This is a genomic window from Paraburkholderia sp. DD10 (assembly GCF_049177125.1).
GTDB classification, from domain to species: Bacteria; Pseudomonadota; Gammaproteobacteria; order Burkholderiales; family Burkholderiaceae; genus Paraburkholderia; species Paraburkholderia terricola.
Genome location: NZ_CP185392.1, coordinates 2,766,998 through 2,781,990 on the forward strand (window position 1 = coordinate 2,766,998; position 14,993 = coordinate 2,781,990).

Genomic DNA, 14,993 nt, shown 5'->3' on the forward strand with positions numbered 1-14,993 from the left:
GTCTATCGCAGGTTGGTGCGCGCGAGTTCGACGATCTCGTCGCCGCGCCCGCTCAGGATCGCCCGCATCATGTAGAGGCTGAAGCCCTTGGCTTGCGCAAGCTCGATCTTCGGCGGCATCGCGAGTTCGTGTTTCGACGTGACGACGTCCACGAGCGCGGGGCCCGGATGCGCGAACGCCTGCTTCAGCGCGCCCGCCACGTCTTCCGATTCCTCGACGCGAACGCTGAAAATGCCCGCGCCTTTCGCGATCGCCGCGAAGTCGGTCTTGCTGAGGTCGACGTTGGTATCGAGGTAACCGCCCGCCTTCAATTCCATCGACACGAAGCCGAGCAGGCTGTTGTTGAACACGACGATCTTGATCGGCAAATCGAGCTGCCGCGCGGTGAGCAGATCGCCGAGCATCATCGACAAACCGCCGTCGCCCGACAAGGACACCACCTGCCGGCCCGGATGCGCGCCTTGCGCGCCGAGCGCCTGCGGCATCGCGTTCGCCATCGAACCGTGGTTGAACGAGCCGTGCAGTTGGCGCTTGCCGTTCATCGTCAGATAGCGGGCGGCCCAGACGGTCGGCGTGCCGACGTCGGCGGTGAAAATGGCGTCGTCGTCCGCGGCTTCGTCGATCAGCCTCGCCAGATATTGCGGATGAATCGGGCGGCCCGCGCCGGAAGGCGTCGCCAGATCGTCCAGCCCCTTGCGGGCCGACGCATAGTGCTTGCGCGCGTTGTCGACGAAGCCGCGGTCGGTCTTGCGATCGAGCCTCGGCAGCGTGGCCGCGATCGTTTCCTTGACCGTGCCGACCAGCCCCAGCGCGAGCGGCGCGCGGTGGCCGAGCTTCGAGCCCTTCCAGTCGATCTGGATGATCCTGGCATCGGCCGGATAGAACGGGCGATAAGGAAAGTCGCAGCCGAGCAGCAGCAGCGTGTCGCACGACATCATCGCGTGATAGCCCGAACTGAAGCCGATCAGCCCGGTCATGCCGACGTCGTAGGGGTTGTCGTATTCGATGAACGGCTTGCCGCGCAGCGCGTGGACCACCGGCGCGCCGAGCGTGTCGGCGAGCGCCACCACTTCGTCGTGCGCGCCCTGCACGCCGCTGCCGCACATGATCGTCACCGCGTCCGACTCGTTGAGCATGGCCGCGAGGCGATCGAGGTCGGCCTCGGCGGGCATGATCGTCGGCGGCGCGCTGTGCGTCCACGACGGCAGTTCGGCGGGTCCCTCCGACAACGCGACGTCGCCCGGCAACACGATCACCGCGACGCCGCGCTCCTCGATCGCGGTGCGCATCGCGCGCGCCAGCACGCGCGGAAACTGCGACGCGGACGACACCAGCTCGACGTAATGGCTGCACTCCTTGAACAGTTCCTGCGGATGCGTTTCCTGAAAGTAGCCGAGCCCGATTTCCGTCGACGGAATATGCGCGGCGATGGCCAGCACCGGCTGATGATTGCGATGGCAATCGAACAAGCCGTTGATCAGATGCAGGTTGCCCGGTCCGCAACTGCCCGCGCACACGGCGAGGCGTCCGGTGGAAGCCGCGTCGGCGCCGGCGGCGAACGCGGCGGCTTCCTCGTGGCGCGTGTGCATCCAGCGGATCGATCCGGCTTGATCGAGGGCGTAGGCGAGTCCGTTCAGGCTGTCGCCCGTCACGCCCCAGATCCGTTCGACGCCCGCCGCGGCGAGCGTGCCCGCGAGATATCCGGCAATGGTGCTGTTGGCCATGCTTGACTCCTTGTCACGGAAATTGAAGATCAGCCGGGCGCCGGCGCACATCGCGGCGGCGCCCTGACTGATCTGAAGAATACTCGCCGCCGCCGTGCGCGGCCTGTGCGAGTCGAGTCAGCTAAATCGAGTCAGCTAAAGCTAGGGGAAGGCGGAGTAAATGTCCTGAAACCAGGCTGAAAACACCTGAATCGATCTGCTCGACGCGGCGCACGGCATGCGGCCGGCACGGAGCCGGCCATGGCGCCGGGCACGGCGGGCGCGCTGAAATCCAGTATCCTGAACGTCCCGCCGACACCCCCGACAATCCGCCTCCTCGTCATGAACCTATCCTTTGAAGTCCTCCAGGCGCTCGATGCGATCGATCGAACCGGCACCTTTGCAAGCGCCGCGGAAACGCTTCACAGGGTGCCCTCGTCGCTCTCCTACCTGGTTCAGAAGCTCGAACTCGATCTCGGCGTCAAGCTGTTCGACCGCACGGGCCGGCGCGCGACGCTCACGCACGCGGGGCGCGTGGTGGTCGAGGAAGGGCGGCGGCTGCTGGAAGCGGCGGAAGACCTCGAATGCAAGGCGAGAAGAATCCAGCACGGCTGGGAATCCGAGTTGCGCATCGCCGTCGATGAAATCATTCCGTTCGACCTGATCTGGCCGCACGTCAGCGAGTTTTACAAGCTGAAGCTGGACACGCGGCTGCATCTGTCGACCGAAGTGCTGGGCGGTTCGTGGGACGCGCTGTTGACGCGCCGCGCGGATCTGATCGTCGGCGCGGCGGGCGATCCGCCGCAGATTCCTCATCTGGTCGCGAAGCCGATCGGCTCGCTGCGGCATGTGTTCGTGGTGGCGCCCGATCATCCGCTCGCAGTGATGCCGGAGCCGCTCACGCTGGACGTCGTCGCGCGCCATCGCGCGGTCGCGATCGGCGATACGTCGCGCAAGCTCGCGCCGCGCACGATCGCGCTCGCCGCCAATCAGGAGGTGCTGACGGTGCCGACGCTCGAAGCCAAGCTCGCCGCGCAGATCAAGGGGCTGGCCGCGGGCACGATTCCCGAATGCCTTGCGATCGAGCCGATGAACCGGGGCGAACTGGTGAAGAAAGAAGTGCTCGGCATGCGCGAGCTCACGCATTTCTATCTCGCATGGCGCGACGATGAAAGCGGCAAGGCGCTGCAATGGTGGGTCGAGCAGTTGGACCGGCCGGACCTGATCGACGACGTGGCGCGACAGCGGGCACTGCAAGGCTGAGCGACGTTCTAGCCGGTTCTTCTAGCCGGGTTCGTTGATCTCGCCCGACGGCGGTTCGTCGAACGGGCGGGCCGCAATGTCTGCATCTACGTCCGCGTCCGCGCCCACATCCGGGTCCGCTCGTGACGCAGCGCCGCGCGCTTCATCGACAAGCCGCAGCAACGCGATCGCCTCGTTGAAGTCATCGAGATCGAGCCCTTCGGTGAGCCGCGCGCAGGCGGACTTCAGCAACTGCCCGGCTTCGCCGTTGCGGCCCTGAGCATGCCAAAGCCGGCTCAGGCTGGTCGCCGCCCGCAATTGCAGCGAGCGGCAGCCTTGCGCCAACGATTCGTCGAGCGCCGCGCTCAGGCACGCTTCGGCGTCGGTCGCCGTGTCGCCATAGGGCGGCTCGCCGGCATACGCCATCAGCAGCAACTCGCCATGCACGCGCCTGAGTTCGACCGTGTACCAGTGATCGCCGCTTTCGTCGCATTGCGCGAGCGCCTCCACCACCGCGGCGATGCCCTCGTCGCGCCGCCCCGCGCGGCCCAGCGCGAGGCTGTATTGCGCGGCGAGCAGCGCGCGCGGCGCGCCGTATTCGAGCGCGTCCATCTCGTCCAGCGCCGCGCCGAACGCCTGCAAATGCGGCGGCGTGGCTTCGTCCAGCGAGCGCAGGTAGGCGTCGAAACAGCGGCAGCACACTTGCGACACGCTCAGGCCCGCGCGCGCCGACACCTCGCGCAGCAACGCTATCGCCTCGGCGGCCCGCTCGCGCAGGCCCGCCAGCAGCGCGAGCGGCACCTCGGCCTCGACCAGCACGTAGCACGTGACGATGGACTGTTCCTGCCCGCAGGCATCGGCCACGCACTCCGCCGCCATGCCGAGCGCCTGATCGCGCAAGCCCTGGAGCCATAGCACGCGCGCCAGCGTCGCGCGGCCCACCACGCGCTGATCGACGGACTGCCCGAGCGGCAGCCGATGCCGCAAGCTGCCGGTGTGCTGTAGAAACTGTTCCAGCGACGCCCGCGCCTGCTGCTGATCGCCCGCATGATGCGAGGCGATGCCGAGCAGCCGGTACGCGAGGATCGCGTTGCTCGCGTCGCCCGTCTCGGCGGCGAGCGAGCCGAAGCGCTGCGCGAACGCGAGCGCATTGCGCGCCGCGCCGGACGACTGACTTGCGTTCCACATGCCCCACAACGCGCGCGCTTCGAAGCGCTGCTCGCCCAGCGCGATGGCCAGCGCCAGCACCTCGGCCCAGATGCCGAGGGTCTCGCGGTTCGGTCCGCTGACATAGACGAGCGCCGCGGCGAGCGCGGCCAGCAGTTGCATGCGCACGCGCAGATGCCGGCTCGCGCGCGAGCCCTGATGCGCGGCGGCCACCGTGTCGAGCGCGCGCCGCGCCCACGCGCAGCATTCGTCGACCAGCGAAAGCTCGTACAGCAACGATACGACCTTCACCGCGAGCGCTTCGCCCAGCGCCTGGTCGCCCTTCGGCGAGAGCGCCCAGGCCAGCGCGGCGCGCAGGTCGTCGAGCAGATCGCGCATCTGCTGCTGCCATGCGTCCGCGTAAGCGCTCGCCGGATTCCTGCCGGCCGATGCTTCGCGTTCGAGCAGGCTCGCGAAGTAGCGCGCGTGATGCAGCGTGACGAGACGCCGCTCGCCGTTGTCGTCCAGCTTTTGCAGCGCATAGGCGCGCGTGGTTTCCAGCAGGCGATAGCCGGTTTTGCCGCGCACCACGCAGGTCACCACCAGCGATTTCTCGACCAGGCCGGAGAGCGCGGCGACCACTTCGGCGTCGCTCGATGCGCCGTCTCCGGCGACCGCGATCGCCGCTTCCAGCGTGAAGCTGTTGACGAAGATGCCGAGCCTGCGAAGCGTGGCGCGCCCGGTTTCGTCGAGCAGCGCATGGCTCCAGTCGAGCGTCGCCTTCAGGGTCTGGTGGCGCGGCAATGCCGTGCGGTTGCCGCCCGTCAGCATGTTGAAGCGGTCGTCGAGATGATCGGCGAGCGTTTCGATGCCGAGTATCGCGGCGCGCGCCGCCGCAAGTTCGATCGCGAGCGGAATGCCGTCGAGCCGGCGGCACACGGTGCCGGTCAGATGGATGCTGCGCTCGTCGGACGAAAACCGCGCGTCCATCGCGCGGGCGCGCGACAGGAACAGCTTGACCGCGCTGCGTTGCAGAACGTCCTCGCTCTGATCGTCCTGGCCGGGCACCTCCAGCGACGCGACCCAGTACAGGTGCTCATCGGCGACGCGCAACGGCTCGCGGCTGGTGGCGAGAATGCGGGTGGCCGCGCTTACGCTCAACAACGTCTCGGCCAGTTCGGCGGCGGGGCCGAGCACGTGCTCGCAATTGTCGAGCACGAACAGCACGCGCCGTCCGCCCAGCTCCTTGCTGACCCGCGCGAGCGTGAGCGGGCCGGCCGCCGCCTTCACGCCGATGCTGTTGGCGAACATGGCGAGCACGCTGTTCGAATCCGACGTGGACGCGAGCGATACCAGATAGACGCCGTCGGGAAAGTCCGCGAGCAGGCTGCGCGCGACCTCGATCGCGAGCCGCGTCTTGCCGATGCCGCCCGAGCCGACGAGCGTGACGGTGCGCGCGGAGGCGAGCGCGAGCGCAACGTTCTCGATGGCTTGCTCGCGGCCGATCAGCGCCGACAAACTCGCGGGCAGATTATTGGGCACCGTGAGCGCGGGCGCGGCGCGCTCCGCGGCGTCGGGCTTGCCGGCCAGGATCGCGGACGGGTCTCTCAGCACCAGCCGGTAGCCTCGCCCGGAGACGGTCTGTATCAGGCCGCGGCTCTCGCCCAGCACTTTGCGCAGCGCGGACATATGCACCTGAAGATTGTTCTCTTCAACGATCGTGTCGGGCCATACCTGCTTGAGAATGTCGTTCTTCGATACGAGCGCGCCATTGGCGGCGATCAACACGGCGAGGATGTCGAACGCACGGCTGCCGATGCGCACAGGCTGTCCGTCGAGAAACAGCTCTCGACTGGCAAGGTCCACCTGAAGGGGGCCGATGCGGATCATTGCGGGAATATCCAGGACTTGCGGGGAAAAGAACCACCGCCGACGGACCGGTCGGCGTTGTGCCCCGAAGTCTAGACCAAGGCCGGGTGCCCATGCGCGGAAAAAAATGAACCTATCGTTCGAATTTTTTGTACTGTGAGAGCGCGCACGGAGCGACGCAATGCGGCCGCGATGTAGTTGCCGAACCACCGACGCGCTAGCGCGCGTCGCCCTTCATTCCCATGCACGGCATGCATGCGATCACGGAAGCGAGAATCATCGCTCCGGCATTCACCGGGACCGCGCTGCGCACCCTCGGCTTGTAGATCGGATCATTACGGCGGATGATCGCGCCGCTCAGCGCGCAGCGTCCCTTGAGACGCGCACGGCAGGCGATCCACACCTGGTCCGCGTAACGGCAGCGGGTGGCGTCCTGCCAGAGCACGGCGATCGACGTGTCGGACAAACGCTCGATCACCTCGACCTGGACGTGCCGCGACGGCGCGTTCAAGGCGGCGCGATCGATCCGCGGCCTGAGAAGATACGCCTCGCCTTCGGCTTCGCTGCGATAGCCGGCGAGCAGCCGGCTGATCACGTGATCCCACACGGGGGCGCGCGCATCGCGGCCGGCGTCGCATGATGCCGCCGGGTTCTCGGCGGCCGCGCAACAGCCTTCACGGCGGCTGCCCGCTTCCGGTCGAAGCGCATCCGTGCGTGGCTTCAAGGGGCTTTCGATCTGCATCGCGCTTCTCCCTAGCGTGTTACTCGCTTCGTTCCATCGAGCCGCGGCGTTCGCGCCGGCCGGTCGCAGGCGAGACCAGCGGGCATGCCGTTCGTGAAGTGCAATGAGGTGCAATGAAGCGCGATGAACCGCGATGAACTTCAGCACGCTCACGCCCGCCGCCCGCTCAGGCACCGGTCCAGTCGCGCAAGAAATCCACCAGCAGTTCATTGACCCGCTCCGGCTGTTCCTCTTGCGGCAAGTGTCCGCAACGCGCGATCGGCTCGGCGCGCAGATCGGTCGCCATGCTTTCCCACACCGCCTTCATGTCGAACATGCCGCCCACCGCGTAGAAGTCCTCGCCCCATAGCGCCATGGTCGGACACGCGATTTTCGTGTCGGCATCGACGAGATCCTGCGCGACGTCTTCCGCGTTCGCGCGGTAATCGGCCATCGCGCCGCGCACCGCGCCGGGGCGCTTATACGCCTTCACATAAGTCTCGAAGTCCGCGCCTTCGATGGTGTGCGGGTTGTAGCACCAGTCCGCGAAGAAGTGATGCAGCCACTCGGCTTCCTTGCCCGCGATCAGCGTTTCCGGCAGGTCCGCCACCAGATGGAACAGGAAGAACCAGTAGGCGCGCGCGGTCTGCGGATTCATGTTTTGCGCGACCACCCGCGTCGGCACGTTATCCATCACGACGAGCCGGTCGACCCGCTCGGGGTGATCCTTGGTGAGACGCGTCGCCACGCGCGCGCCGCGGTCGTGCCCGACGAGCGCGACCTTGCCGATGCCGAGTTCGTCGAGCAGACGGACGATATCGAGCGCCATGTTGCGCTTGTCGTAGCCCGAACCGGGCTTGTCGGTCTCGCCATAACCGCGCAGATCCGGCGCGATGACGCGATAGTGGCGAGCCAGCACCGGAATCTGATGGCGCCACGCAAAGCTCGTTTCCGGAAAGCCATGCAGCAGCACGACCACCGGACCGCTACCGGCATCGAGGTAGTGCTGCCGGATGCCGTTCGCACGGCGCGTGTGATGCGTGATGTCGATCGCTTGGCTTTCCATTTCCGTATTCATCTCGTGTTCCTCGAAGTAATGAGCGCGCGAGGCGCCGGTGCTACTGACCGGGCGCCGCCTCGTAATTGACCGGCACCCAGTCATACGTGCGCCCGTTTTTCCTGACGTGTCCGAGGCCGGGGAACGCGATATGCGCCGCGCCGATCAGATAGCGCTGCTTCGCGGCGAGTTCGAGCACCGCGCGGCGCGAGCGCCGCGCGTCGGCCGCGTCGGTGTCGTATTCGACGGAAGCGGCCGGGTTTTGCAACTGGATCGACGCGACGTGGATGATGTCGCCCCACACCAGCAGATCCTTCGAATCGCTTTGCACGAGATAGCCGGTGTGGCCCGGCGTATGGCCCGGCAATGCGATCGAGCGGATGCCCGCGTCGAGTTCCGCGTCGCCGCTGAACGGCTTGAAGCGTCCGGCTGCCGCATAAGGCGCGACGGAGGCGATGGCGGCGTCGAAGAACGTGCTGAGAAAAGCCGGCGCTTTCGACTTGTTGGCCGGATTCAGCCAGTAATCCGCTTCGGTCTGGCTCACCCGCACGAGCGCATTCGGAAACGCCATCGCGCCGTTCGACACGACACCGCCGACGTGATCCTTATGCAGATGCGTGAGCAACACTTCGTCGACCTGCCCCGGTTGATAGCCCGCCGCGCGCAGGTTGGCGAGCAGCTTGCCGCAGCAATCGCCGTACAGCACGCCCGCGCCGGAATCGATCAGGATCAGCTTCGAACCGGTATTGATCAGAAACGCGTTGATCGAGCCTTGAACCGGCGGCTGCAAAAAATCGCGTGCGAGATCGCGGGCGATTTCATTCTTCGGCACGCCTTCCACTACCGTGTCGATCGGAAACGGATGCGTGCCGTCGAGCAGCGCCGTGACTTCGAACGCGCCGAGCATGATCCGGTAGAAGCCCGGCCCCTGGGTCTTGACCTGGGGCGCGGCGGCGAACGCGGTACCGCTCGCGACGACGCTCAGCATCAGCACGCACCAGGTGCCCACCTGCATCGCCCAAACGCGCTGAAGCCGCTTCATCATTCGATCCCTGTTTGCCGTGTGCATGAGAAAAGCATAACGACCGCGCGCTCCACGCAGTCGCTAATTTTTATTAAACGTGCTGAACCGGCGACGCCGCCCGTTGGCTCAGATACGCGTGAATCTGCGCGACGACCGCCGCGCCGTCGCCCACCGCCGCGGCCACCCGTTTCGCGGATTCCGAGCGCACGTCGCCGACCGCGAACATGCCCGGCACGCTCGTTTCGAGCGGATAGCGCGCGCTGGCCTCGGACAATCCATGCTCGCTGCGCGCAAAGCCGGTCACGACGAAGCCGCGGTTATCGAGCTCCACGCCGCTCGACGCGAGCCAATCCGTTTTCGGGTCCGCGCCGATGAAGAGAAACAGATGGCGCGACGCGAGCACTTCGTCGCTGCCGTCGTCCTCATGACGCACGCGAAGATGCGTGAGGCCCGCTTCGTCGCCTTCAAGCGAATGCAGCGTGCAGCCGGTGCATAGCGAGACGTTCGGCAGCGAGCCGATGCGGTCGATCAGATACTTCGACATGCTCGCGTTGAGGTCCCTGCCGCGAATCAGCATGCGGATGCTGCGCGCGAAGTTGGCGAGGAACACCACCGCTTGCCCCGCGGAATTGCCGCCGCCGATCAGCACGATGTCCTGGCCTTTCACCAGCTTCGCTTCGATCGTCGAGGCCCAGTAATACGTGCCGCGCCCCTCGAAGCGTTCGAAGTCCGGCACCGTCGGCTTGCGATAGGCGGCGCCGCTCGCGACCACCACCGTGCGCGCGCTGATGCGCTGGCCGTCGAGCAGCGTCAGCAGAAAGATGCCCTCCTGCCGGCTCACGTCGACGACCTTGCCGGGAATCGCCAGATGCGCGCCGAACTTCAACGCCTGCTGGAACGCGCGCGCGGCGAGCGCCTGGCCGGAAATGCCGGTGGGAAAGCCCAGATAGTTTTCGATGCGCGAACTCGCGCCGGCCTGGCCGCCTGGCGCGCGCTGATCGAACACGGCGACCGACAGGCCTTCCGTCGCGGCATAAACGGACGCCGCGAGTCCCGCCGGGCCCGCGCCGACGATCGCGACGTCGTACACGTGCGATGGCTCGAAGATCGGCACGAGGCCGAGGCACGACGCGAGTTGCGCTTCGTCCGGCGCGCGCAGCACGTTGCCGTTCGCGCAGAACACCAGCGGGAAATCGCCGGGACCGGTCGTCATGCCGCCCAGCAACGTGACCGCTTCGGGATCGCTGCGCGCGTCGATCACCGTCGCGGGGTACGCATTGCGGCGCAGGAAGCCTTGCAGGCGAACCAGCCGCGCGTCGTCGCCGTTGCCGACGATGATCGGCCCTAAACCCTGCTCGATGAGACCGAGCCGCCGCAAGATCAAGGCACGCATGATGTGCTCGCCGAGTTGCGCATCGGCGACGATCAGCGCGCGCAGGCGGTCGGGGTCGATCACGAGCGTCTCGACATCCGTCAACGCGACGCCGTCGATCAACGCGGGCTTGCCGGAGAGTTGCGCCATCTCCGCCATGAAGTGGCCGTCGTCGTGTTCGGTGACGAGCGTGGAGCGCCCGAAGCTGTCGCGCGAATAGATGCGCACGCGCCCATGCAGCAACACGAAGAGGCCGAGCGCGACATGCCCGGTTTCGAAGATCAGTTCACCGGCCTTGAACGACATCGGCTTCGCGAAGCGCCGCAGACTTTGAATCTCCGCCGGCGAAAGACGCGGAAACATCTGATGCCGCCTATATTCCAGCGACGAATACGGAATCTCGAGTTCCGACGGTACGGACGCGTCGATCGGTAGATCGGGGGTGCTCATGACAATGGACCTCTCTCGGGCCTCGTCGAACCGACGACGTCCCGCAAAATGACGGCGTTGCGCTTACCAGCCGAACTTCAATTCGGCCCCTACGTAGTCGGCATTGCGCGCGCCCAGTTCGCGCAGCGACGGGCCGACCTGGAAATGCACGGCTTCGAGCGCGGCGGCGAGATTCGCGGTAACCGCCCAGTCAGCGCGCAACTGCGTGTAGAAACCGGTCCAGCGTCCGCCGTGTCCCGCCGTGCCCGGCACCACCGAGGAGCCCTGTCCGTACACCGCGTCCGCGGTGGTCTGCCGCCATTGCAGGCCCACGCCCGCCAGCAGCGTGAGCTTGCTGTTCGGCTTGACGATCAGCGACGGCTTGACGTGAATCAGGTTGGTGTAGCCGGTGTAGCCCGCGAGCGCGAAGTAGTAGCCGTTCGGAAACAGCGGATTGAACGTGCCGACGCGGCCGTCTCCCGGATGACGGTCGCCGGATGCGGCGTCGACCTGAATGCCGACACGCGGCGTCCACGGCACCGAGGCCAGCGTATAGCCCGCGAGCGAGCCCACCGCCCACGCGCCGATGGTCTTGTTGCCCACGTGCCCCGACTGATACATCGCTTCCACGTCCCAGTCGATCTGCGCGACCTTGCCGGCATAGCGCGCGTCGAATACGTCGCGATGCTCGTCGCCGGCCGCGTCGAGAAAGCGCGCATTGCTGCGGTTGTAGCGCGAGTAGTACGCGGACAGATCGCCCGGACCGACGCCCTGGCGCTCCACGCGCACGCCGCTGAAGGTGAGGTGACGGTTGGACACGTCGTCGAAATCCGAGTTGTCGCGGTACTGCACCGGCTGCGTCGCGTAGGCGATCCAGCGCCACGGGCCGGTTTCATAGTCGGCCCAGATCGCGTCGAAGGCCTGGCGCACGTTCGGGCCGTCGCGCACGGAGATGAAGCGCTGCAAGTCGAACGCCATTTCCTGCCGCCCGACGCGGACCTTCACGGTGCCGGGACCCAGCGGCTCGGTGATCGCGACGAACGCCTGGCGCAAGTCGAGCGGGTTCTTGTCGACCGGCGAAACGTTGTCCTTGCCATAGGGACGCGCATCCTCGAATTGCGTGAAGAACTGCACGTGCGGGCCGAGCCGCACATCCGCATGAACTTCGAGACGTTGCAGCAGATAGGTATCGTCGCGCCCGGAGCCGAGGCCGAACAGCGGCGCGTCGTTGACTTCCAGCCGCTCGCGCAACACCACGCCGAGCGAGATATACGCGTCGGGATTGCCGAACAGCGGAATGTACTTCAGCGAATCGAAAGGCCGTTTCGGCACGCACGGATTGGCGAGCGCCGACCAGTTTTCCTGCCAGCGATTGAACATGACCACCGGACGCGCGCACGAAGCGCTAGCCGCCGTGCTGGTCGCGGCGGTATCGTCGGCGCTGCCGAGCGCGGTGTCCGCCGCCGAGGCCGGCAGCGCCGCCGCCAGCCCCGTGCTGACCAGCAGCGCGCGCGCGGCGCGCAGCGCCCGCCGGGCGCGCGCGTTGTGCGCCTTCGTTGCGCTCGCTTTAGCGGCCATCGTGCACTTCAGCGATGTAGCCGCCGGGGAATTCCAGCACCGCCGTCTTGCCCGATGCGCTGCCATACGGCGCGTACAGCACCTTCGCGCCGGCCGCCTGCGCGCGCTGCAACGTCTGCGCCAGATCGTCGACGGCATAGCCGGTCGTTTCGCGTCCGAACGGGAACGGCAACTTGCCGTCCGTGACGAACACCACCATGCGGCCAAAGCCCGATTCGAGACGAATCTCGCGGATGGTCTCGCCCGGCCGGCCAATCACGCCCGCGTCGGCGCGCGGAGTGTCCGACACCACCTTGCCGTGCGAAAAATGCAGCCAGCGGCGCACGAAGTTGTCGGCTTCGTAGCGCGACACATACACGCGGTTATCCGGCACGCTGTGCAAGGGCGCGTAGCTGGGCGCCTTGGTGTGCCAGTAGAGTTGCATCGTCAGGCCGCCCGGCCATTGAATGATCGCGTCCTTGCCGATCGGATCGTCGAAGCTATCCACGAGCACGTCGGCGCCCGCCGCGCGCGCCGCCTTCAACGCCTGATCGATGTTCGTCACCAGATAGCCGGTGCGCTCGTTGCCGAACGGATAGGGAATCGGCGTTTCGAAGCCGAATACCGACAGCATGCCGACCGGCGTCTGCACGTACTGCGAGGCCGTCTTGCTCGGCGTCGGCGTGACCGTGAACACCGCGCGCGGCGAAGCCTTGCCGCCGAACGTCGCGACAAAGCTCGTGACGAACGCGTCGAGATCGGCGGAGGCGACATAGACGTGCGTGGTGTCGTATTGCGGACCCACGGAAACGTCGGCATGTTTCGCGGCGAGCGCGGTCTTGCCGTTCGATACTTCAGGCGGCCCCGCATCGGCGAATGCGGACGAGACCGGCGCCAAGCCGATCAGCAGCGCGGCGCAGACAAGCGCGACGGGACGAAAGCGTTTCAGCGATGTGAACATGTGTTGTAACCCGATTGTGTTGGCAATAGTGAATAGCTTGAATAGCGTGATTAGCCGGCCCCCTGCGAGGCCGCGTGAGTTATCCGTGGAAACCGCGCGCGCGTTCAAGCGACGGCGACGTATCGTCGTGACCTAATGGCTCGCGGGCGCCGCCCTTCTGTTCCATGCGAGAGCAAGCAGCACGGCCACCGGTAGCGCAATCGCGACGAACGAAAACTGCATATAAGCGAGCGCGCCGAGGATCGCGCCGGCCGCGAATCCGCACATGGCCGCCAAGGTCCATTTGAGTCGTTCGCTAACCTGCTGGCCATGTCCGCCCGCCGCGCCCCGGTGAATCAGCTCGATCACATCCAGCACGATCTGCGTGACGTTGCCGGTCATCACCGTATTCGGCAGGCCGCTCACCTGAAGCAGCTTGCCGCGCGCATTCTGTACGCCCATCCCCATCGTTCCGAGCACGCCGCACAGCAGCACCATCGAGGCGTCCGAACCCATCGCGGGCGTGATCAGCATGCCCGTGACGAGGAACGAAACGAGCAGCGCCGCCTGCAACAGATAGAGCACGCTCGCGGCATTCGGCGACTGATGCCGCTCCGTGAACTTGAAAATCACGCTGCCCAACGCAATGCCCACGATGAAGGACGGAAACGCCAGCAGCTTGAGCAACGCGCCCTGGCCCACGCCCGCCACTTCCGCGCCGAGCAGCACGAAGTTGCCGGTCACATGCGCGGTGAACAGGCCGAACAATGCGATGAAGCCAACCGTGTCCACATAGCCGGCGATCATCGCGAGAATCGTGTCTTCGTGCTTGTTCACGGACGATTTCCTCGACGAGAAAAGACGCGTGCCGACGGCATCAACCGCCCTCTTTCGCCGCGCCGGGCGCGTTCGGCTTTTGCAGCGCCGAAGCCGCCGGGGCGGTCCCGGCTGGCGGCGCGGCCTGAACCGTCGGCGTCTGCGCGAACAACTGCGCCTTGACGACCGGTATCGCGTGCTCGCCCAGCACCATGCCGAGCAGACCTGCCAGCGCGATCAACGGCGGCGCCGGCGACTGCACCTTGAGCAGCCAGTAAAGCAGTCCGACGCCGAAGCCGACTCCCAGTGAAATGACGTAGCCCATTGCGTTTTCCTTTCCTTTCGATACCTGCAAATGCCTTAATTCGGCCAGTCCGAACCCAGCACCAGACCGCAGAAATTCAGCCGGCGATAGTTCGGGTCCCAGCGGTCCAGCACGTCCGCGTTCACCGTGCCGAACGTCGTCTCGGGACGATGCTCCATGCCGCGCGCGTAGGCTTCGATGATCTTCTTCTTGAAGTCCAGTTCGCGCGGACACGCCTGCATGATTTCGTCGCGCTGCTGCGCGGTGAATTCGTCGTAACCGTCGCCGCACACATCCATCTGCACGCCGGCGCGGGTCAGCGCGACGAGCGGCGACATATGCTCCGCAATGCCGGGCGTGGTGTGCAACGCGATCGCCGTCCATGCTTCGTGGATATCGCTTTGCGCCGCGCCGTGCTGCCGCATGAACGCGCGCGCCGCATTCGCGCCATCCACTTCGAATCGGTAAGGCGAGTGCCGGTACTGCGCATTCAAACCGGCGTTGTGAAACAGCGCGGCCACGTAAAGCAATTCCGCGTCGAAACTCAGGTTCTTGCGATAGCCGGTCAGCGCACCGAACAGAAAGACCCGCAACGCATGCTGAAACATCAACTCGGATTCCGTGGCGCGCATCTGGGCGGTTGCCGCCCCAGCCATCGCACCATCGGGAATCTCGACTCCCGCAATCATTTTCTTCATGTCACCTCCTCCCTATCGCCCATCCTCGCTCCTCGGTCGCTCCGCCGCGCGATGCTTGCCCACTGTCCGATGCAGCGTAGCGAATTAATCCAATAAAGACTTTGGCCGTTCCTTA

General features: G+C 66.1%; 12 protein-coding genes. 1 reads left to right on the top strand and 11 read right to left on the bottom strand.

The window, feature by feature from the left end; all coding sequences use genetic code 11:
* Positions 1 to 2: 2 nt before the first annotated feature.
* Complete coding sequence (poxB, locus tag ACOCG7_RS12580; protein WP_421375673.1) at positions 3 to 1,724, bottom strand: ubiquinone-dependent pyruvate dehydrogenase; 1,722 nt, start codon at positions 1,722 to 1,724, stop codon at positions 3 to 5.
* Between the two features lie 321 nt (positions 1,725 to 2,045).
* Here poxB and ACOCG7_RS12585 point away from each other — a divergent pair, with 321 nt between their 5' ends.
* Positions 2,046 to 2,966 carry a LysR family transcriptional regulator gene (locus ACOCG7_RS12585; RefSeq protein ID WP_073432290.1) on the top strand — a complete coding sequence of 307 codons (921 nt, stop codon included), beginning with the start codon at positions 2,046 to 2,048 and terminating at the stop codon, positions 2,964 to 2,966.
* A gap of 21 nt (positions 2,967 to 2,987) precedes the next feature.
* Here ACOCG7_RS12585 and ACOCG7_RS12590 read toward each other — a convergent pair whose 3' ends face one another.
* From ACOCG7_RS12590 to ACOCG7_RS12635, 10 genes are all read right to left on the bottom strand, one after another.
* Complete coding sequence (locus tag ACOCG7_RS12590) at positions 2,988 to 5,981, bottom strand: winged helix-turn-helix domain-containing protein (protein WP_421375676.1); 2,994 nt, start codon at positions 5,979 to 5,981, stop codon at positions 2,988 to 2,990.
* Between the two features lie 196 nt (positions 5,982 to 6,177).
* The gene (locus ACOCG7_RS12595; protein ID WP_083081374.1) at positions 6,178 to 6,702 is read right to left on the bottom strand and encodes a DUF3331 domain-containing protein; all 525 of its coding nucleotides are present in this window, start codon (positions 6,700 to 6,702) and stop codon (positions 6,178 to 6,180) included.
* 166 nt (positions 6,703 to 6,868) lie between these two features.
* On the bottom strand, positions 6,869 to 7,759 hold the full coding sequence (locus tag ACOCG7_RS12600) for an alpha/beta fold hydrolase (protein ID WP_421375678.1): 891 nt from the start codon (positions 7,757 to 7,759) through the stop codon (positions 6,869 to 6,871).
* 40 nt (positions 7,760 to 7,799) lie between these two features.
* On the bottom strand, positions 7,800 to 8,780 hold the full coding sequence (locus ACOCG7_RS12605) for an MBL fold metallo-hydrolase (protein ID WP_421375680.1): 981 nt from the start codon (positions 8,778 to 8,780) through the stop codon (positions 7,800 to 7,802).
* A 73-nt stretch (positions 8,781 to 8,853) separates the two neighbouring features.
* Positions 8,854 to 10,584: an FAD-dependent oxidoreductase gene (locus ACOCG7_RS12610; protein ID WP_421375682.1), complete on the bottom strand. Its 1,731-nt coding sequence runs from the start codon at positions 10,582 to 10,584 to the stop codon at positions 8,854 to 8,856.
* 63 nt (positions 10,585 to 10,647) lie between these two features.
* Positions 10,648 to 12,141: an alginate export family protein gene (locus tag ACOCG7_RS12615; protein WP_310118325.1), complete on the bottom strand. Its 1,494-nt coding sequence runs from the start codon at positions 12,139 to 12,141 to the stop codon at positions 10,648 to 10,650.
* Positions 12,131 to 13,081: a VOC family protein gene (locus ACOCG7_RS12620; RefSeq protein ID WP_421375684.1), complete on the bottom strand. Its 951-nt coding sequence runs from the start codon at positions 13,079 to 13,081 to the stop codon at positions 12,131 to 12,133. Before ACOCG7_RS12620 ends, ACOCG7_RS12615 begins: the two co-directional genes overlap by 11 nt.
* Positions 13,082 to 13,213: 132 nt before the next feature.
* Positions 13,214 to 13,897 (bottom strand): YoaK family protein, encoded by a 684-nt coding sequence (locus ACOCG7_RS12625; RefSeq protein WP_244220038.1) that lies wholly within the window; start codon positions 13,895 to 13,897, stop codon positions 13,214 to 13,216.
* Positions 13,898 to 13,937: 40 nt separating this feature from the next.
* Positions 13,938 to 14,201 (bottom strand): DUF1427 family protein, encoded by a 264-nt coding sequence (locus ACOCG7_RS12630; protein ID WP_073432297.1) that lies wholly within the window; start codon positions 14,199 to 14,201, stop codon positions 13,938 to 13,940.
* A gap of 35 nt (positions 14,202 to 14,236) precedes the next feature.
* Positions 14,237 to 14,878 (bottom strand): HD domain-containing protein, encoded by a 642-nt coding sequence (locus ACOCG7_RS12635; RefSeq protein WP_421375687.1) that lies wholly within the window; start codon positions 14,876 to 14,878, stop codon positions 14,237 to 14,239.
* Positions 14,879 to 14,993: the final 115 nt, after the last annotated feature.